At 69.4% G+C, this 17,730-nt stretch carries 16 protein-coding genes; 3 read left to right on the forward strand and 13 right to left on the reverse strand.

Features of this window, described 5'->3' with window-relative positions; all coding sequences use genetic code 11:
* Positions 1 to 142: 142 nt before the first annotated feature.
* The 3 genes from ABD355_RS25280 to ABD355_RS25290 form a co-directional block, all read right to left on the reverse strand.
* A complete protein-coding gene (locus ABD355_RS25280; RefSeq protein WP_344402902.1) occupies positions 143 to 1,792 on the reverse strand; it encodes a beta-N-acetylhexosaminidase in 1,650 nt (549 codons plus the stop codon).
* A 140-nt stretch (positions 1,793 to 1,932) separates the two neighbouring features.
* Positions 1,933 to 2,214 carry a DUF3039 domain-containing protein gene (locus ABD355_RS25285; RefSeq protein WP_078912757.1) on the reverse strand — a complete coding sequence of 94 codons (282 nt, stop codon included), beginning with the start codon at positions 2,212 to 2,214 and terminating at the stop codon, positions 1,933 to 1,935.
* Between the two features lie 30 nt (positions 2,215 to 2,244).
* Positions 2,245 to 2,817, reverse strand: a complete 573-nt coding sequence (locus ABD355_RS25290) for a YqgE/AlgH family protein (protein WP_344402998.1) — start codon at positions 2,815 to 2,817, stop codon at positions 2,245 to 2,247.
* 252 nt (positions 2,818 to 3,069) lie between these two features.
* On the opposite strand from ABD355_RS25290, the gene murA reads away from it, so the two are divergent.
* Positions 3,070 to 4,410 (forward strand): UDP-N-acetylglucosamine 1-carboxyvinyltransferase, encoded by a 1,341-nt coding sequence (gene murA / locus ABD355_RS25295; RefSeq protein WP_344402903.1) that lies wholly within the window; start codon positions 3,070 to 3,072, stop codon positions 4,408 to 4,410.
* A 191-nt stretch (positions 4,411 to 4,601) separates the two neighbouring features.
* Here murA and ABD355_RS25300 read toward each other — a convergent pair whose 3' ends face one another.
* The 6 genes from ABD355_RS25300 to ABD355_RS25325 form a co-directional block, all read right to left on the reverse strand.
* A complete protein-coding gene (locus tag ABD355_RS25300; protein WP_007382399.1) occupies positions 4,602 to 4,883 on the reverse strand; it encodes an HU family DNA-binding protein in 282 nt (93 codons plus the stop codon).
* A gap of 344 nt (positions 4,884 to 5,227) precedes the next feature.
* The gene (locus tag ABD355_RS25305) at positions 5,228 to 6,640 is read right to left on the reverse strand and encodes an NAD-dependent malic enzyme (protein WP_344402904.1); all 1,413 of its coding nucleotides are present in this window, start codon (positions 6,638 to 6,640) and stop codon (positions 5,228 to 5,230) included.
* 323 nt (positions 6,641 to 6,963) lie between these two features.
* Positions 6,964 to 9,342: a HelD family protein gene (locus ABD355_RS25310; RefSeq protein ID WP_344402906.1), complete on the reverse strand. Its 2,379-nt coding sequence runs from the start codon at positions 9,340 to 9,342 to the stop codon at positions 6,964 to 6,966.
* A gap of 92 nt (positions 9,343 to 9,434) precedes the next feature.
* On the reverse strand, positions 9,435 to 10,256 hold the full coding sequence (locus tag ABD355_RS25315) for an anti-sigma factor family protein (RefSeq protein WP_344402907.1): 822 nt from the start codon (positions 10,254 to 10,256) through the stop codon (positions 9,435 to 9,437).
* Complete coding sequence (locus ABD355_RS25320; RefSeq protein WP_010039908.1) at positions 10,256 to 10,777, reverse strand: sigma-70 family RNA polymerase sigma factor; 522 nt, start codon at positions 10,775 to 10,777, stop codon at positions 10,256 to 10,258. Before ABD355_RS25320 ends, ABD355_RS25315 begins: the two co-directional genes overlap by 1 nt.
* Positions 10,778 to 11,094: 317 nt before the next feature.
* Positions 11,095 to 11,694, reverse strand: a complete 600-nt coding sequence (locus tag ABD355_RS25325; protein WP_344402908.1) for a CGNR zinc finger domain-containing protein — start codon at positions 11,692 to 11,694, stop codon at positions 11,095 to 11,097.
* 187 nt (positions 11,695 to 11,881) lie between these two features.
* On the opposite strand from ABD355_RS25325, the gene ABD355_RS25330 reads away from it, so the two are divergent.
* On the forward strand, positions 11,882 to 12,382 hold the full coding sequence (locus ABD355_RS25330; RefSeq protein WP_344402910.1) for an anthrone oxygenase family protein: 501 nt from the start codon (positions 11,882 to 11,884) through the stop codon (positions 12,380 to 12,382).
* Positions 12,383 to 12,460: 78 nt separating this feature from the next.
* Here the strand turns inward: ABD355_RS25330 and ABD355_RS25335 are convergent, their stop codons facing one another.
* The 4 genes from ABD355_RS25335 to ABD355_RS25350 form a co-directional block, all read right to left on the reverse strand.
* Positions 12,461 to 13,621: a uroporphyrinogen-III synthase gene (locus tag ABD355_RS25335; protein ID WP_344402912.1), complete on the reverse strand. Its 1,161-nt coding sequence runs from the start codon at positions 13,619 to 13,621 to the stop codon at positions 12,461 to 12,463.
* A 120-nt stretch (positions 13,622 to 13,741) separates the two neighbouring features.
* On the reverse strand, positions 13,742 to 15,121 hold the full coding sequence (locus ABD355_RS25340; RefSeq protein WP_344402913.1) for a nitrate/nitrite transporter: 1,380 nt from the start codon (positions 15,119 to 15,121) through the stop codon (positions 13,742 to 13,744).
* Positions 15,122 to 15,342: 221 nt separating this feature from the next.
* Positions 15,343 to 15,957 (reverse strand): Uma2 family endonuclease, encoded by a 615-nt coding sequence (locus ABD355_RS25345; protein ID WP_344402914.1) that lies wholly within the window; start codon positions 15,955 to 15,957, stop codon positions 15,343 to 15,345.
* 94 nt (positions 15,958 to 16,051) lie between these two features.
* On the reverse strand, positions 16,052 to 16,804 hold the full coding sequence (locus ABD355_RS25350; protein WP_344402915.1) for a GbsR/MarR family transcriptional regulator: 753 nt from the start codon (positions 16,802 to 16,804) through the stop codon (positions 16,052 to 16,054).
* A 247-nt stretch (positions 16,805 to 17,051) separates the two neighbouring features.
* Between ABD355_RS25350 and ABD355_RS25355 the strand changes: the two genes are divergently transcribed.
* Positions 17,052 to 17,717, forward strand: a complete 666-nt coding sequence (locus tag ABD355_RS25355) for a DUF4097 family beta strand repeat-containing protein (protein ID WP_344402916.1) — start codon at positions 17,052 to 17,054, stop codon at positions 17,715 to 17,717.
* Positions 17,718 to 17,730: the final 13 nt, after the last annotated feature.

Here is a 17,730-nt window from a genome sequence, read left to right on the forward strand (position 1 = left end):
CCGAAGACGGGGGTCCGCTAGGAGGCATTCGCCCACTTCACCAGGGAGATGGTCCGTTTTCGTACGGCATCACCGGTGCGCACGAATTGCCACTCTTCGGTGATGCTTACGACGTTTTTGCCTTACCTGTTCGGGGGCTCACTTACCTGTTCGGGGGCATCCCGTCCAGCGGCCGCCCGAGCACGCCGGGACGTTTCTGCCAGGGCAGTGGCCCGGTCGGCGGCCGGTAGGCCACTCCCAGGGCGTCAAGTCGCCGGTAGTGGACGGCCATCCGCCGCTCGAAGTCGGCGAAGTCCCGTTCCGCCGGGGCGGGAAGCGCACTCCAGGCCACCTCCGAGAAGGCCGAAAGCCGCGGGTACGTCTGGTAGTCCACCCGTGCGGGGTCCTCCATCACCTCGGTCCACACATTGGCCTGCGTGCCGAGCACATGTTCTGCCTGGTCGGATGTCAACTCCGGTGGAACGGGCTCGAAGCGGTAGACGTCCTCAAGGGTGCGCACATAGCCGATCGGCACCGGCTCGTCCTCGCCCGCCGCCTGGCGGTGGTCCAAGTACACGTACTGCTCGGGGCACATGACCACGTCGTGACCGGCCCGGGCTGCGGCGACCCCGCCCTGGTACCCGCGCCACGAGGACACGGCCGCGCCCGGCGCGAGCCCGCCCTCCAGGATCTCGTCCCAGCCGATGAGCCTGCGCCCGCGCGCGGTCAGCCACTTGTCGAAGTGACCGATGAACCACGCCTGCAGCTCGTCCTCGTCCGCGATCCCGAGTTCCTTGATGCGGGCCTGCGCAGTCGCGGACTGCCGCCACTGGTCCTTGAGGCATTCGTCGCCGCCGACATGGATGAACTCCGACGGGAAAAGGCCGAGGAGTTCCTCGAACACCCCCTCGTAGAAACGCAGGGTGTTGTCGGTGGGGGCGAGTACGTTGGCGGAGATCCCCCAGTCGTCCCAGACGGAGAGGGCGGTGTCCCCCTTGGAGGACGCAGCGATGACGTCGGTGTTGCCGAGTTCCGGGTATGCGGCGATGGCGGCCTGCGAGTGGCCGGGCACGTCGATTTCGGGGACGACGGTGATATGCCGCTCGGCGGCGTAGGAGACGATCTCTCGGATGTCGTCCTGGGTGTAGAAGCCACCGTGCGGCTTCTCCTCCCACAGCGGTGAGGCCCGGTGGCCGAATTTCGTGCGCGCCCGCCAGGATCCGACCTCGGTCAGCCGTGGGTACCTCTTGATCTCGACGCGCCAGCCCTGGTCGTCCGTCAAGTGGAAGTGGAAGACGTTGAGTTTGTGCGCGGCCATCAGGTCGAGGTGGCGCAGGACGCCTTCCTTGGGCATGAAGTGCCGGGCGACGTCGAGCATGAGACCGCGCCAGCGGAAGCGGGGGGAGTCCTCGACCGTGAGGTACGGCACGGCCCAGGTGCGGTCGCGGTCGAGCGGGGCCCTGCGACAGGCGTCGGGGCCGAGGAGCTGCCGCAGGGTCTGGGCGCCCCAGAAGACACCGGCCGCGCTGCCGCCCTCGATGAGGACGCCGTTCCGGTCGCTGACGAGGCGGTACTCCTCGGGACCGAGCCCTGGGTCGAGCCGCAGCGCGATACCGTCGCCGTGCGCGTCGTCGAGTTCCCGCCCCTGCGGCAGGGGCAGCCCGGTGGCCTGCCAGAGGACGGTACGCAGCCAGCGGCCGACGCCCTCCGTCGCGGTACCGGCCCAGAGCCGGGAATCGGCCGTCAGCCGCACCTCGCCGGCACCGGTGACGACGCTGCGGGGCACGGGAATCAGTTCCGTCTGTGAAGTCACGTCGGTCCTTGCGGGAAGCGGCCGGACGGCCGGGGCCTCATGCACACGAACCGAGGCCCCGCAGACGCGCCGAAACGCGCCCCGGGGCCTCGCCGAGCTCGGGCCGGAGCGGGATCACCTGCCCCGGGCCGAAGACAGGATTACTTGTCGCCGTCCTTGCCCTTGTCGCCGCCGGCGCCCATGGACTCGTAGATCTCCTTGCACATGGGACACACGGGGTACTTCTTCGGGTCCCGGCCGGGCACCCAGACCTTGCCGCACAGCGCCACGACGGGGGTCCCGTCGAGGGCGCTCGCCATGATCTTGTCCTTCTGGACGTAGTGGGCGAAGCGCTCGTGGTCGCCGTCGCCGTGGGACACCTGTGGCGTCGGCTCTACGAGGGTCCCCGTACCAGTCCCGCGCTCGGGCTCAAGAGTGCTCATAAGTGCCAAGGGTACTGAAGGTCACACGGATCAGTTGAGCGACGGGTCGTCCGGATACGTGGCCACCATCGCCAGCTCGCTGCGCTGGCGGCGCAGCACCTCGCGCCAGAGTCTCTCCGGGGACGGCGAGGCGACGTCGCCGGGCTCGGACTCGACGACGTACCAGGCGCCCTCGACCAGCTCGTCCTCCAGCTGGCCGGGGCCCCAGCCGGCGTATCCGGCGAAGATCCTCAGCGAGCCGAGGGCCGAGGCGAGCAGCTCGGGCGGTGCCTCCAGGTCGACCAGACCGATCGCGCCGTGCACTCTGCGCCAGCCCAGCGGCGCCCCGTCGACGGTCGCGCCGCCCGGGATGACGGCGACCCCCAGGGCCGAGTCGAGGGACACCGGGCCGCCCTGGAAGACGACGCCGGGTTCACCCGCGAGATCCGCCCAGCCCTCCAGGATGTCGCCGACGTCCACCGGGGTGGGCCGGTTGAGGACGACACCGAGGGAGCCCTCCTCGTCGTGGTCGAGAAGGAGCACCACCGCACGGTCGAAGTTCGGGTCCGCCAGGGCGGGCGTTGCCACGAGCAACCGCCCTGTGAGCGAGGACACCTCGGTCATGGCAGACATGATCCCGCATCTTGCCTCCGCTTGGGGAGGCAATGGCGGTTACCGGGTGAATGCAGCTCAGGGAGGAATGAAGCGCCCCGGGCGCACGGGAGGGCCGGTGACCCCATGTGCCCACCAGGGAACGGTTCGTGTTGTGACACAGCTATGACGTAGCTGGGCCGCCCTCGGGCTTACAGAAGGGGGGTGGGCGGCGATTACCCTTTCCCTTCTGGCCCCTGCCCCACTCATCGGAACGCGAGATACATGACCGTCAACGACGATGTCCTGCTTGTCCACGGCGGAACCCCGCTGGAGGGCGAGATCCGTGTCCGCGGTGCGAAGAACCTCGTACCGAAGGCAATGGTCGCCGCCCTGCTGGGCAGTGAACCGAGTCGACTGCGCAACGTTCCGGACATCCGGGACGTCCGTGTCGTACGCGGACTGCTGCAGCTGCACGGCGTGACGGTCCGTCCGGGTGAGGAGCCGGGCGAGCTGATGATGGACCCGTCCCACGTGGAGAGTGCGAACGTCGCGGACATCGACGCGCACGCGGGTTCCAGCCGTATCCCGATCCTGTTCTGCGGTCCGCTGCTGCACCGCCTCGGGCACGCGTTCATCCCGGGTCTCGGCGGCTGCGACATCGGCGGCCGGCCGATCGACTTCCACTTCGAGGTGCTGCGGCAGTTCGGCGCGCGCATCGAGAAGCGGGCGGACGGACAGTACCTGGAGGCGCCGCAGCGGCTGCGCGGCACGAAGATCCGGCTGCCGTACCCGTCCGTGGGCGCGACCGAGCAGGTGCTGCTGACGGCCGTCCTCGCGGAGGGCGTCACGGAGCTCTCGAACGCGGCCGTGGAGCCGGAGATCGAGGACCTGATCTGCGTCCTGCAGAAGATGGGCGCCATCATCGCGATGGACACCGACCGCACCATCCGCATCACGGGTGTGGACCGGCTCGGCGGCTACAACCACCGCGCGCTCCCGGACCGCCTGGAGGCCGCCTCCTGGGCGTCCGCGGCGCTGGCGACCGAGGGCAACATCTATGTCCGCGGCGCCCAGCAGCGCTCGATGATGACGTTCCTGAACACCTACCGGAAGGTGGGCGGGGCCTTCGAGATCGACGACGAGGGCATCCGTTTCTGGCACCCCGGCGGCCAGTTGAAGTCCATCGCGCTCGAAACGGACGTGCACCCGGGCTTCCAGACGGACTGGCAGCAGCCGCTCGTGGTCGCCCTCACGCAGGCCACGGGCCTGTCGATCATCCACGAGACGGTCTACGAGTCCCGTCTCGGCTTCACCTCCGCCCTGAACCAGATGGGCGCTCACATCCAGCTGTACCGCGAGTGCCTGGGCAGCTCCGACTGCCGCTTCGGCCAGCGCAACTTCCTGCACTCGGCCGTGGTCTCGGGACCGACGAAACTCCAGGGCGCCGACCTGGTCATCCCCGACCTCCGCGGCGGCTTCTCGTACCTCATCGCCGCGCTCGCGGCCCAGGGCACGTCCCGCGTCCACGGCATCGACCTCATCAACCGTGGCTACGAGAACTTCATGGAGAAGCTCGTGGAGCTGGGCGCGAAGGTGGAACTGCCGGGCAAGGCGCTCGGGTAAACGGCACTCGTACGCACGCTGATGGGGCGGTCACCCGAGTCCGGGTGACCGCCCCATCGGCGTTGTGGGAGCGCCCCCGAAGGGGCGCGGGGCTGCCTCTACATGCGGCTACCGCCGCGCGGGCGCGACCAGCCACGGACGTCCCGTCGGCCGACGGCGGTCGCAGGTGCCCGGCGCTCGAAGCGGAGCGCTTACTTGCCCTTCGCGGCTTCCTTCAGCTTGCTGCCCGCGGAGACCTTGACGCTGTAGCCGGCCGGGATCTGGATCGGGTCGCCGGTCTGCGGGTTGCGCGCGGTGCGAGCGGCACGGTGGGTGCGCTCGAAGGTCAGGAAGCCGGGGATGGTGACCTTCTCGTCGCCCTTGGCGACGATCTCGCCGACGGTCTCGGCGAACGCGGCCAGCACGGCGTCGGCGTCCTTGCGGGTCACCTCGGCGCGGTCGGCCAGCGCGGCCACCAGCTCACTGCGGTTCATGTTGTTACTCCCGTGTTCTTCTTGCCGTTGAGGCGTGCCACGCGGCGGAGCCGCATATCGGGCACGGTGAAGCCGATGCTGCCAGGGTCCTCGGAGAGGCCCCGGGCCCGGGTCCGTGGTCAGACCCCTCGCGCCCAGGGACGCATCCTGCCCCTACCTGCGGCGCGAAAGCCAATCCGGCACCCGCAGGAGTCGTGAGAACACCCTTGGGAGTCACACGAAAAGAGGGCCTGAGCCTGGCCGACACGATAAACGGCGACCAGGAGGGTCAGGTTCCACGACGCGCCGGTGCAAGGCCTTGCCGTGGCGATCCTCACAGCCCCCGAAAAAGCCCTTGCAAGCCCTTACGAAGCTGCCGCGGACTTCGCCGCCTCCCGCACCGCACCGGCCACCGCGCCCGCGACCTTGTCGTTGAAGACGCTCGGGATGATGTAGTTCGGGTTCAGCTCGTCCTCGGTCACCACGTCCGCGAGAGCGGTTGCGGCGGCCAGCATCATCTCGGTGTTGACCGTGCGGGACTGGGCGTCCAGCAGCCCGCGGAAGACGCCCGGGAAGACCAGCACGTTGTTGATCTGGTTCGGGAAGTCGGAGCGGCCGGTGGCCACAACGGCCGCCGTCTGACGGGCGATTGCCGGGTCGACCTCGGGGTCGGGGTTCGCGAGCGCGAACACGATCGCGCCGTCGGCCATGGCGGCCACGTCGTCGCCGTCGAGGACGTTCGGGGCGGAGACGCCGATGAAGACGTCGGCGCCGCGCACGGCCTCCTTGAGGGTGCCGGTCAGGCCCTCGGGGTTGGTGTTGTCGGCGATCCAGCGCAGCGGCGAGTCGACCGCGGCCTCGCGCAGGTCCTCGCGGCCGGTGTGCACGACGCCGTGGATGTCGGCGACGACGGCGTTCTTGACGCCCGCGGCGAGCAGCAGCTTGAGGATGGCCGTACCGGCCGCGCCGGCGCCGGACATGACGACCCGGATGTTCTCAATTGCCTTGCCGGTGACGCGAAGTGCGTTCGTCAGGGCGGCGAGGACGACGATCGCGGTGCCGTGCTGGTCGTCGTGGAAGACGGGGATGTCGAGGGCCTCGCGCAGCCGCGCCTCGATCTCGAAGCAGCGGGGCGCAGAGATGTCCTCGAGGTTGATGCCCGCGAACCCGGGGGCGATCGCCTTCACGATCTCGACGATCGCGTCGGTGTCCTGGGTGTCGAGGCACAGCGGCCAGGCGTCGATGCCGGCGAACCGCTTGAAGAGGGCCGCCTTGCCCTCCATCACCGGGAGGGCGGCCTTCGGGCCGATGTTGCCGAGGCCCAGCACGGCCGAGCCGTCCGTCACGACCGCAACGGAGTTGCGCTTGATGGTGAGGCGGCGGGCGTCCTCGGGGTTCTCGGCGATCGCCATGCAGACGCGGGCCACGCCCGGCGTGTAGATCATGGAGAGGTCGTCACGGTTGCGGATGGGGTGCTTCGACGCCATCTCGATCTTGCCGCCGAGGTGCATCAGGAACGTACGGTCGGAGACCTTGCCGAGGGTGACGCCCTCGATGCCGCGCAGCTGCGTGACGATCTCGTCGGCGTGGGCCGTGGAGCTCGCCGCGATGGTGACGTCGATGCGGAGTTTCTCGTGGCCGGAGGCGGTCACGTCGAGGCCGGTCACCGAGCCTCCGTGGGACTCTACGGCCGTGGTGATCTGGGAGACCGCGGTTCCGCTCGCGGGCACCTCCAACCGGACCGTAATGGAGTAGGAGACGCTGGGCGCCGTTGCCATGGCCGACTTCCTCTGCTTTCACCGTGACGCTGGGTATGCCGTCCGATGGTCGCACCTACTGCCGAGTAGGCGTTAGCCGCTCCGGATTGCGATCGTTTTGTTCACAGCAAAAGAGGCCCGCGTCACAGGGTGACGCGAGCCTCCGGGATCAAGTGGCACCGACCCGCCATGCTCGCCTCGCGGCAAGTGGTCGCTCGTAGCGACGAAGGTTGGGCCCGGGGGCTTGGATCGGGCCGGTGCCACACCCAGGCTAACAAACGGATCCCGTAAGGCCATTCCCGTGGCGAGAGTTCATCCGGTTCTTAACTTCGATGGAGCAGGGGCTAGTCCCTCAGCAGGTCGGGGACGGCGTTCGCGTCCGGGGCGTCGCGGTCGGTCGAGACGATGGTCAGCTGTTGGGTCGCACGGGTGAGGGCGACGTACAGGACCCGCAGGCCGGCCGGGGACTCGTCGGCGATCTCCGCGGGCGAGACGACGACCGTCGCGTCGTACTCCAGGCCCTTCGCCTCCAGGCTGCCGAGGGCCACCACCCGGTCGCCGAGCCCGGCGAGCCAGCGGGCGGCCTCCTCGCGGCGCTGCATGGCGACGACGACGCCGACCGTGCCGTCGACACGGTCGAGGAGTCGGGCGGCCTCCTCGCGGACGGACTGCGCGAGGGAGTCCCGTACGACCGCGAACCGAGGCTCGACGCCGGTCGACCGTACGGCCGAGGGGGACTTCGCGCCCGGCATGGCGAGCGCCAGCACCTTGGCGGCCAGCTCGGCGATCTCGGCCGGGTTGCGGTAGTTGACGGTGAGCTCGAAGCGGCGGCGGGGGCGGGTGCCGAGGGCCTCGTCCCTCGCCTCGGCCGCCTCGTCGACGTCGGACCAGGAGGACTGGGCCGGGTCGCCAACGACGGTCCAGGTGGCGTGCCGGCCGCGGCGGCCGACCATGCGCCACTGCATCGGGGTGAGGTCCTGGGCCTCGTCGACGATGACGTGGGCGTACTCGGTGCGCTCCTGGGCGAGCCGCTCGGCGCGCTCGCGCTGGGACTCCTCGCGCACCGGCATCAGCTCCTCGAGGCCGGTGAGCTGGTCGAGCGGGTCCAGTTCGCGCTTCTTCTTGGGGCGGGCCGGGGTGCCGAGGATCGACTGGAGCTCGTCGAGCATGGCGATGTCGTGCACGGAGTGGCCGTCGCGTCTGAGTGAGCGGGCGACCTTGCGGACCTCGCCCGGGTTGAGGATCCGGCGGGCCCAGCGGCCGAGGCGACGCTCGTCGGCCATGGCGGCAAGGACTGCCCTGGGCGTGAGCTCGGGCCACCAGGCGTCGAGGAAGGCGAGGAAGGCGTCCTCGCTCGACACGTCCTCATCGAAGGAGGACCGCAGTTCGGCGGCCAGCTCCGGGTCGGTGTGCCGGCCCGCCGCGCCGGACTGTGCCCACAGGGCGTCGAGGAGCAGCTTGCGGGCGCGGGGGCGCAGCAGGTTCACGGGCGCGGTGCCGCCGAGCACGGCCTGGCGGATACGGCCCAGCTCGGCGGCCTCCAGCTCCAGACGGCGGCCGAAGGCGACGACCCGCAGACGGGTGGGCGGACCGGTGGGGGCGCCGGACCCGTCCGTGTCCTCCTCGCCGAAGGCGAGCTGACCGGAGGCGGCGCGTCCAGGGCCGGCGGTCGGCCCCAGCTCCAGTGCTCCGCGCGCCGCCTTCCGCAGGACCTTGAGCATGCGGTACGAGCCCTTGGCGCGGGCGGTGGACGGGGAGTCGTAGAGCGTGGCCTCCGCACCGTCGACGAGGGAGCCGATCGCGCGGATGGCGACCTGGCCCTCCTCGCCGAGGGAGGGCAGGACACCCTCGGTGTAGGCGACGAGCAGGGGGGTCGGGGAGACGATCAGGATGCCGCCCGCGTACCGGCGCCGGTCCTGGTAGAGGAGGTAGGCGGCACGGTGGAGGGCCACGGCCGTCTTGCCGGTGCCGGGGCCGCCCTCGACATACGTCACCGAGGCGGCGGGGGCGCGGATGACCAGGTCCTGTTCGGCCTGGATGGAGGCGACGATGTCCCGCATGGTGTGGCTGCGGGCCTGGCCCAGGGCGGCCATCAGGGCGCCGTCGCCGATGACGGGCAGCTCGTTGCCGTCGAGGAAGGCCCTGAGCTCGGGGCGCATCAGGTCGTCCTCGACGCCGAGCACCTTGCGGCCCTTGGATCGGATGACACGGCGGCGCACGACCCGGCCGGGGTCGACGGGGGTGGAGCGGTAGAAGGGGGCGGCGGCGGGCGCCCGCCAGTCGATGACCAGCGGCGCGTACTCGGAGTCCAGGACACCGATCCGCCCGATGTGCAGGGTCTCGGCGATGTCGGCGGTGCCGTCGTCCCGCACGGCACCCTCAGCAGGCTCTACGGCGGTGTAGGCGCCGTCGGGCCCCTTCTTGCCGTCCTTGCCGAGCAGCAGGTCGATGCGCCCGAAGAGGAAGTCCTCGAACTCGTTGTTGAGCCGGTTGAGATGGATTCCCGCCCGGAAGACCTGCGCGTCCCGCTCGGCGAGGGCGCCGGGCGTGCCGACCTGACCGCGCTTGGCCGCGTCGTTCATCAGGAACTCGGCCTCGTGGATCTTCTCCTCAAGACGCCGGTACACCCGGTCGAGGTGTTCCTGTTCGACGCTGATCTCTCGGTCGCGTACGGAGTCGTGATCCGAGCCGACGGCGGTTTCGGGTTGAGCCTGAGCGGCCACCGGGCCCCCTTCTGACGTGCATGGCAGCCGTCAACCGTACGCGAAGGGGACCCGGCAAAGCTACGTAAGCTACGCGTCGATCTTCACGAGAACTACGCGTCGACCTGGACGAGCTTCTTGCCCTGGAAGGTCATGACCTCGAAGTGGTCGATCTCGTTGGGCTTGAGGGCCGCGCCGCCCTGGGCGTAGAGCGGTTGCTTCGCCTCCGGTGTCTTGCCGTTCGGGATGCCGTAGCCCCACTTGGGGACCGACCAGGAGGACATGGTCTCGCGCTCGCCGTTCTTGCCGACGGCGATGAGCGAGCACTTCAGCGGGCCCTTGACGTTGCTGAGCTCGACGACACCCCAGGTGCCCCAGTCCTTCTGCTCCATCGCCACGGTCGCCTTGACCTTGGTGGACGCGTCCGTGGCCGAGACCTTGTCGGAGATGGTGCCGAAGGCAGCCTTGGCTCCGGCCGCCAGCGGTGTGGCGTTCGTACCCGAGTCGCTGCCGCCGCCCACGGCCATGACCGTCAGCGGACCGCCGATGATCAGCGCTGCCGCGGCCGCCACCAGGTAGAAGCCCTTGCGGCGCTTCTGCGCCCGGCGCTCGGCGACCTCGTCCACCAGCTTCTCCGCGAGCCGCGGGCTGGGCCTGGCGGACAGGGACTCCCCGATCGCGGGCGAACCGGTCCCGGGCAGATCCGCGAGGGCGGCGAGCATCGGTTCCATCCCGGCCAGCTCGTCGAGCTGCTGGGCGCACCATTCACAGGTCGCGAGGTGCGCCTCGAAAGCGGTTGCCTCGGCGTCGTCGAGGATGCCGAGAGCGTAGGCGCCGACCGTCTCGTGTTCGCTCGGGCCCGGAGATCCCATCATGGAGCCAGACATACCCGAACCACCTGTACCGAATCCCTGGTTTCCCCCGTAAACACTCATCACGCCGTCACCCCCCGCTCCTCCAGTGCGAGCTTCATCGACCGCAGGGCATAGAACACCCGGGACCGCACCGTGCCACTGGGAATACCCAGCGTCTCGGCGGCCTCGTTGACGGTACGCCCCTTGAAATACGTCTCGACGAGCACCTCCCGGTGGGCCGGGGTCAGGTCGTCCAGCGCGTCCGACAGCGTCATCAACCACAGCGCCTTGTCGATCTCGTCCTCCGCGGGGATGACCTCCAGCGGCGACGGATCGACCTCCTGCGGCCGGGCCTGCCGGCTGCGGTGGCCGTCGATGACGATGCGGCGCGCGACCGTCACCAGCCAGGGGCGTACAGATCCGGTCGCCCGATTGAGCTGACCGGCGTTCTTCCAGGCACGGATCAGTGTCTCCTGGACCACGTCCTCGGCGCGCTGCCGGTCTCCGGCGACCAGGCGCAGTACGTATGCAAGGAGAGGTCCGGCGTGCTCGCGATAGAGCGCACGCATCAGCTCCTCATCAGGTTCCGAGGGCTGGGACATGCGATGTCGGGCCCTCGATCCACGTTCATTGGCCACGACGGAATCCTTGCGCACGCCCACCTCCGATGTCCGGGGGTTCCCCCAGTCGGTCGCTCGTCCACGGGTACGGATGTGGGCCACGCCATGTTCAACGTGAGATGACAGTTTTCTTCTGAGTGACGTGACGAGGGGGACATGGGAGCACATTCCCACCTCGCGATCTTTACATTTCCGCCACATTGGCGAGATCGCAACCGCTGCCCACGTCACGGATGAGGTAAACGGTGTGTAATCGAAATCACTTCGGCGACTCCTTCACAGAAGCCGCATAACGGACGTCAGGCGCGCTCCACAGCCGCCCGCCGACGGTGCCGGGCCACCCTTTCCCGGTTCCCACAGACCTCACTGGAGCACCAGCGCCTCCTGCGCCCCCGGGACGAATCCACGTAAACGATCGGGCAGTTGTCCCCTTCGCACTGCCGCAGTCCGGCCCGTGCGACGGGGTCGGTGAGGAGCTCCACGGCGTCCCGGGCGATCGCGGCGAGCAGCGCCGCGCACTCGGGCGGACCGTCCAGCTCGCGTACGAGCGAGCCGTCCTCGCCGCGCACGGCGCGTGGGGCGGGAGGTGACACCCGGGCGATCTCGTTCACACGGGCGAGCGCGATGTCGTACGACGGCCGGAGCGCTGTCGGCGCAAGTCCGCCGTGCACCAACTGCCCGATCTGTCCGCGCAGTTCACGGAAGTCGACCAGCCAGGCCGGGTCGGCGTGGGCCAGCGGGGTGGTCGCGGGGACCAGTCCTGCCCCGGTGATCCAGGCGCACAGCACCTCGAGGGAGTCGAACCGCTCCTCGGGGTGAGTGGTGGCGAGGAGGTCGAGACAGATCCGCCCGGCGTCGAACCGCAGCTCGTACGCGACCGTGGCCGTACCCAGTGCCATGTGCCTGTCACCGCCTGGCTCGGGAACCTGAGGGCTGAAGCAACCGATCCCTCTTACAGTGCCTTCCCGCTGGCGCGGCCGGAACCCCTCGTACCGTCGGTGGGCGGGGCGACGGCTGGACGCGCGCTTATGCGGCTGCGCTTCTCGCCGATGTTCCCGCCGGGCCGCCGTCCGTTGACTGGAGGGCATGACAACCCACAGCAGGAGCACGGGATTCGTACTGGGTGCGGCCACGGTCGCGATGGGTCTGATCGCCGGGGTCTACTACATCTTCGCGTGCTGCGTGATGCCGGCGCTGGCCCGCAGCGACGACCGGGTCTACGCCGAGGTCATGCGGAACATCAACGACGTGATCCAGAACCCGGTGTTCTTCCTCGGTTTCCTGGGGGCGCTGCTGCTGACGGCGGTGTCCTCGTGGCAGCTGCGCGGGCAGCCGTACCGCTGGTGGGTGTGGACGGCCCTGGCGGCCTACGCGCTCGGCTTCCTCACCACGGTCGCCGTCAACATCCCGCTCAACAACGACCTGGCGAACATGAACGATCCGACGGCTGCACGGGAGCACTTCGAGCAGGCGTGGGTGGCGTGGAACGTGGTGCGGGCGGGGGTGTCCACGGTGGCGGTGGGGTGTTTGGTGCGGGCGCTGGTTCTCTACGGCAGGGCAGAGGTTTTCAGCCCGTCCGGCGTTTGAGGACGAGGCCGTTCAGGCCGAAGCGGGGGTCTGGGGGCGGCGGCCCCCAGACGGCGACGCAACCGCCGGGTGCCTCCCTCACACGTCCGCGTACTTGGCGTCCGCGGCGGGATCCAACGCCAGCCGATACCCCCGCTTCACCACCGTCTGGATCAACTTCGGCGCACCGAGAGCCGTCCTCAGCCGAGCCATGGCGGTCTCCACCGCATGCTCGTCGCGCCCCGCACCGGGCAGCGCCCGCAGCAACTCGGATCTGGCCACCACCCACCCCGGTCGCCGCGACAGCGCCCGCAGCAGCGACATCCCGGCAGGCGGTACGGGCTTGAGGTCGCCGTCGACGAGGACCGCATGTCCCCGGATCTCCACCCGGTGCCCGGCGATGGGCAGGGACCGCGCCCGGTTCGGAAGCTCCTGGCACAGCAGCTGGACGAGCGGGCCGAGCCGGAAGCGTTCGGGCTGGACCGTGTCGATGCCGTGGGCCTGCAGCGGCAGCGCGGTGACCGGGCCGACGCAGGCCGGCAGGACGTCGTGGTGGAGCGCGGCGAGCAGCTCGGGCAGCAGCCCGCGCTCCTCGGCCCGGTTCAGCAGCGACACGGCGGCGGGCGCGCTGGTGAAGGTGATGGCGTCAAGGCCCCGGGAGACGGCGGCGTCCAGCAGCCGGTCCAGCGGCGCCAGGTCCTCCGGCGGCATCCACCGGTACACCGGAACCCCGACGACCTCCCCTCCGGCGGCCCGCAGCGACTCCACGAACCCGGGCAGCGGCTCGCCGTGCAGCTGTACGGCGATTCGGCGCCCGTCGACGCCCTCCTCAAGGAGCCGGTCCAGCACCTCGGCCATGGACTCGCTCGACGGCGACCACTCCTCGGTCAGGCCGGCGGCCCGTATCGCGCCCTTGACCTTGGGCCCGCGCGCCAGCAGCTCCACGTGCCGCAGCCGGTCGAGGAGCGGCTCGCCGAGCCCCCACCCCTCGGCGGCCTCGACCCAGCCGCGGAATCCGATGGCGGTCGTGGCCACCACCACGTCCGGCGCCTGGTCGATCAGGTCCTTCGTCGCCGCCAGTAGTTCGCTGTCGTCGGCGAGCGGCACGATGCGCAGGGCGGGTGCATGCAGGACGGCGGCTCCCCGTCGCTGCAGCAGCGCGCCCAGCTCGTCGGCACGGCGGGCGGCGGTCACACCCACCGTGAATCCGGCCAAGGGGCTTAGCTGACCAGGGTCTGGTCGCTGCTGTTCGTCGTACATGGCTGGCTCTCGTCCCGAAGAGTCGTCGTACCTGCAGTACGGCGGTACTGCCTGCATGCCGATCGAGCCTGTCAACGGTCCGTGACAGGCTCGGTTCGGCTTCATGTCGCTGGTGTTACGTCACACCTCGGCGTAGCTGAGCTGCGGCTTCGCCTCTGCGGCGGCTTCGGACCGCGCCGCGGCGGCCGGGCGTCGAAGGTATACGGCCCAGGTGACCCCGAAGCAGAGGGCGTAGTAGCCGAGGAAGGCGACGAAAGCGCCGGTGCCGGAGCCGTAGGAGAGGAAGGACTGCCGGAAGGCCAGGTTGATGCCGACGCCGCCGAGTGCGCCGACCGCGCCGATGAGGCCCATGGAGGCGCCGGAGAGCCGACGCCCGTACTTGGCCGCCTCCTCACCTTCCAGCCCCTTGGCGAGGGCCTTGGCCTGGAAGATGCCGGGAATCATCTTGAACGTGGATCCGTTGCCGATGCCGGTGAGCGAGAACAGGACGACGAAGGCGACGACGAACAGCGGCAGCGACTTCTGCATGCTGGCGACGACCAGGACGGCGGTCGCAGCCCCCATGGCGACGTAGTTGTAGAGCGTGATCTTCGCGCCACCGTACTTGTCGGCGAGCCAGCCGCCCACCGGACGGATCAGCGAGCCGAGCAGCGGGCCCATGAAGGTGAGGTAGGTGGCCTGCAGCGGCGTACGGCCGAACTGGTTCGTCAGCACCTGCCCGAAGGCGAAGCTGTAGCCGATGAAGGAACCGAACGTCCCGATGTAGAGGACGGACATGATCCAGGTGTGGGCGTCCTTCACGGCGTCCTTGGCGGCGCCCGTGTCGTTCTTGACGTTCTCGATGTTGTCCATGAACAGTGCGGCGAGGACGGCGGCGACCACGATCAGCGGGATGTAGATCCCGAGCAGCACGCGCGGCCCGCCGCTCGCACCGATGACCGCGAGGGCCACGAGCTGGATCGCCGCTACGCCGACGTTGCCGCCACCCGCGTTGAGCCCGAGCGCCCACCCCTTCTTCCGCAGCGGGAAGAAGGCGTTGATGTTGGTCATCGAGGAGGCGAAGTTGCCGCCGCCGATGCCGGCCAGCAGGCCGATCCAGAGGAAGGTGTCGAAGGACGTGCCCGGCTTCATCACCGCGAAAGCGGCGATCGTCGGGATGAGCAGCAGGCTGGCCGAGATGATCGTCCAGTTCCGGCCGCCGAAGATGGCGACCGCGAAGGTGTAGGGGACGCGGACGACCGCGCCGACCAGGGTCACCATCGAGGTCAGCAGGAACTTGTCGGCCGGGGTGAGCCCGTACTTCGGGCCCATGAAGAGCACCAGCACGGACCACAGGGTCCAGATCGAGAACCCGATGTGCTCGGAGAGGACGGAGAAGTAGAGGTTCCGCTTGGCGATCTTCTCTCCGGTCTCGTTCCAGAAGGTCTCGTCCTCGGGATCCCACTGCTGGATCCAGCGGCCTCCCCTGCTGGGTGCGGGGGCTGTGCTAGGGGCTGTCATGACGCCTCCACGGTGCTCCGGGGCTCGGTCGTACTTGGGGCAGATGAGCGGTGATGAGTCCCGAAGGTAGGGAGGCAGCGTTTCCGGCCTGTGGCACTGGGTGACCGGAAAGGAACTTTGCTCTCACCCTCGCCGAGGACGGGATGAGAGGTAGTGCGTCGCCACGTTACGAACGGCTCCCGTCATGGGAGCGGGTCCCTGTGAAGGTGACGCGCGAACGGTCACCGAGCACGGCGGTCGACGGCCGTCAGGTCGATCTCGATGTCGAACGGCACGGAGACCTTGAGCCGGTCGTGGAAGATGCCGGTGAGGCCGTAGGACTTCGTGGCCGGGTCGAGCTCATAGACGTAGACGACGGGGTAACCCTTGTCCTCGTCCTGCTCGACCCGCCAGAAGTGCGGAACGCCTGCGGCCGCGTATTTGCGGGGCTTGACCTCGCGGTCGCGTTCGCGGGAGTCGTCAGAGACGACTTCGACGGCGAGGATGACGTCCTCGGGCTTGTACCAGGTCTGGTCGGGTCCGGTGTTCGCCTCCATCGGGAAGACCAGGATGTCCGGTTCAGGCCGGTTCTTCGCGTCCAGCTTGACCGTCATCTCCCGCATGACATCCAGGTGGTCCGGCGCCTGTCCGAGAAGAGTGTTCTCAAGCAGGCGCATGCACCGAGCGTGGAATGCGGTCTGCGGACTCATGAAGACGAGACTCCCGTCGATCAACTCCGTGTGCGGCGGGAGGCCCGGAATCCGGTCGAGGTCGTCCGCGGTCCAGCCCCCGGGGGGCGGGACGGGCCAGCGGTACGCGGGCTCGTCGTCCAACCCGTCGTCGGATACGGCGCTCATCGGTGCTCCCATGGGACGGAGTCTCGACTGTCGGTTCAGCGTACCCAGCGGGAATGGTGGCCGCCTCACCCCAATGAGTGATCCAAACCGCCCCTCACCGATCCGGATGTGGCTCCGCACTGCCGTCCGACCCCGTTTCGGGACGTGTATGGAGGACGTCCCGGGCCTGGTCCGCGGCGCGGGCGATGCTCTCCGAGACGAAGTCCAGGAAGCGGGCGATGTTCTCGAGGCGGACGGCGGCCGGGGTGCCGGGGCCGAGGATGGCGACGCCCTGCCGTGCGGTCTCGGCGACCTGGGCGGTGCCGCGGACGCTGGCCATCATCGACTGGTACCAGACGTCGGAGTCGACGACGTAGCGGTCCCGGCGGCGTGCGTCGCGTTCCCGCCGGATCATGCCCTGTTCCTCGAGGAACGCGACCGCCTTGGAGATGGACGCCGGGCTGACCTTGAGCCGCTCGACGAGTTCGGCGGCGGTGAGGCTGCCCGAGTCGCTGAGGCAGACGGCGGCCAGCACACGGGCCATCATCTGCGGCGTGCCCGACTGCACGAACACGGTGGTGAGCGTCTCCTCGTACGCGCGCACCGCCTCGGCATCGCGCCCGTACGGCTGAGGAGTGGCCGGAGAGTTCGGCGGCGCGGTCTGCCTGCGGCGGTGGGCGCGGTGTGCCGTCGCGCGGTGGGCGATCTCGGCACGGTAGGCGGTGGGTCCGCCGTTGCGCAGCACCTCGCGCGTGATGGTCGAGGTGGGGCGGTCAAGGCGTCGGGCGATCTCCGCGTAGGCGAGGCCGTCGGCCAGTCCCAGCGCGATCTGCTGGCGGTCCTGCTGGGTGAGTCGGCCTCCCGGCATCGTCTTCTCCTTCGTACAGACCTCTTCGGCGCCTCCCACTCTAGCGTTCAGTCCCATTCCATTGCAACGAGCAGACCACTGGCGTTGCATTAAATTCTGAACCGTTGCAACGATTTATCTGCTTTCACCTGCGCCTATTGCAGTTTGACGCAACGAATCTGTTGCCCAATCTTCGAACGCAACGTAGCTTTCCACTATCAGAAACAGCGGGCCGACCGAGCGCCCGCTGTACATGAAGGAGAGCACCATGCACAAGTTCGAGACCCCCGCCGCCGTCTCCGCCGTCCTCGACATCCCCGCCGGACGCATCGAGTTCATCGCCGCCGACCGGACCGACACCACCGTCGAGGTCCGGCCCGCCAACGCCTCCAGGAACCGCGACGTGAAGGCGGCCGAGCAGCTGGAGGTCGACTACCGCGACGGTGTCCTGCGGATCGCGGCGAAGCCGGCGAAGAACCAGTACCTCGGCCCCTCCGGATCCGTCGAGGTCACCGTCCAGCTGCCGGCCGGCTCCCGGATCGAGGCGAAGGCGGGCAGCGCCGAGCTGCGGAGCGTCGGCCGGCTCGGTGACGTCGTCTTCGAAGGCGCCTACCGCCAGATCAAGATCGACGAGGCCGCGAGCCTCCGCCTCACCGCGGTCGACGGCGACGTCGAGGTCGGCCGGCTGGGCGGCCCCGCCGAGATCAGCACCGCACGCGGTGACATCCGGATCACCGAGGCCGTGCGCGGCACGGTGACGCTCAGCACCCAGTCCGGCGACATCTCGGTGGGCGCCGCCGCCGGAGTCTCCGCGGTCCTGGACGCCGGCACCGGCCACGGCCGTATCAGCAACGCCCTCAAGAACGACGGCACCGCCCAGCTCGACATCCGCGCCACCACCTCCTCCGGCGACATCACCGCCCGCAGCCTCTGACCGCTCGCGGCCT

Origin of the sequence: Streptomyces longisporus (assembly GCF_039532765.1) — a bacterium.
Taxonomy (GTDB): Bacteria; Actinomycetota; Actinomycetes; order Streptomycetales; family Streptomycetaceae; genus Streptomyces; species Streptomyces longisporus.

Bases quoted from the DNA above. Each gene is read 5' to 3' on its own strand.
- ABD355_RS25325 (WP_344402908.1), bottom strand. From the start codon at position 11,694: ATGGCACTGGGTACGGCCACGGTCGCGTACGAGCTGCGGTTCGACGCC.
- ABD355_RS25350 (WP_344402915.1), bottom strand. From the start codon at position 16,804: ATGCCGGGAGGCCGACTCACCCAGCAGGACCGCCAGCAGATCGCGCTG.
- ABD355_RS25355 (WP_344402916.1), top strand. From the start codon at position 17,052: ATGCACAAGTTCGAGACCCCCGCCGCCGTCTCCGCCGTCCTCGACATC.
- ABD355_RS25300 (WP_007382399.1), bottom strand. From the start codon at position 4,883: ATGAACCGCAGTGAGCTGGTGGCCGCGCTGGCCGACCGCGCCGAGGTG.
- ABD355_RS25330 (WP_344402910.1), top strand. From the start codon at position 11,882: ATGACAACCCACAGCAGGAGCACGGGATTCGTACTGGGTGCGGCCACG.
- ABD355_RS25290 (WP_344402998.1), bottom strand. From the start codon at position 2,817: ATGACCGAGGTGTCCTCGCTCACAGGGCGGTTGCTCGTGGCAACGCCC.
- ABD355_RS25335 (WP_344402912.1), bottom strand. From the start codon at position 13,621: ATGTACGACGAACAGCAGCGACCAGACCCTGGTCAGCTAAGCCCCTTG.
- ABD355_RS25320 (WP_010039908.1), bottom strand. From the start codon at position 10,777: ATGTCCCAGCCCTCGGAACCTGATGAGGAGCTGATGCGTGCGCTCTAT.
- ABD355_RS25340 (WP_344402913.1), bottom strand. From the start codon at position 15,121: ATGACAGCCCCTAGCACAGCCCCCGCACCCAGCAGGGGAGGCCGCTGG.
- ABD355_RS25305 (WP_344402904.1), bottom strand. From the start codon at position 6,640: ATGGCAACGGCGCCCAGCGTCTCCTACTCCATTACGGTCCGGTTGGAG.
- murA (WP_344402903.1), top strand. From the start codon at position 3,070: ATGACCGTCAACGACGATGTCCTGCTTGTCCACGGCGGAACCCCGCTG.
- ABD355_RS25285 (WP_078912757.1), bottom strand. From the start codon at position 2,214: ATGAGCACTCTTGAGCCCGAGCGCGGGACTGGTACGGGGACCCTCGTA.
- ABD355_RS25345 (WP_344402914.1), bottom strand. From the start codon at position 15,957: ATGAGCGCCGTATCCGACGACGGGTTGGACGACGAGCCCGCGTACCGC.
- ABD355_RS25315 (WP_344402907.1), bottom strand. From the start codon at position 10,256: ATGAGTGTTTACGGGGGAAACCAGGGATTCGGTACAGGTGGTTCGGGT.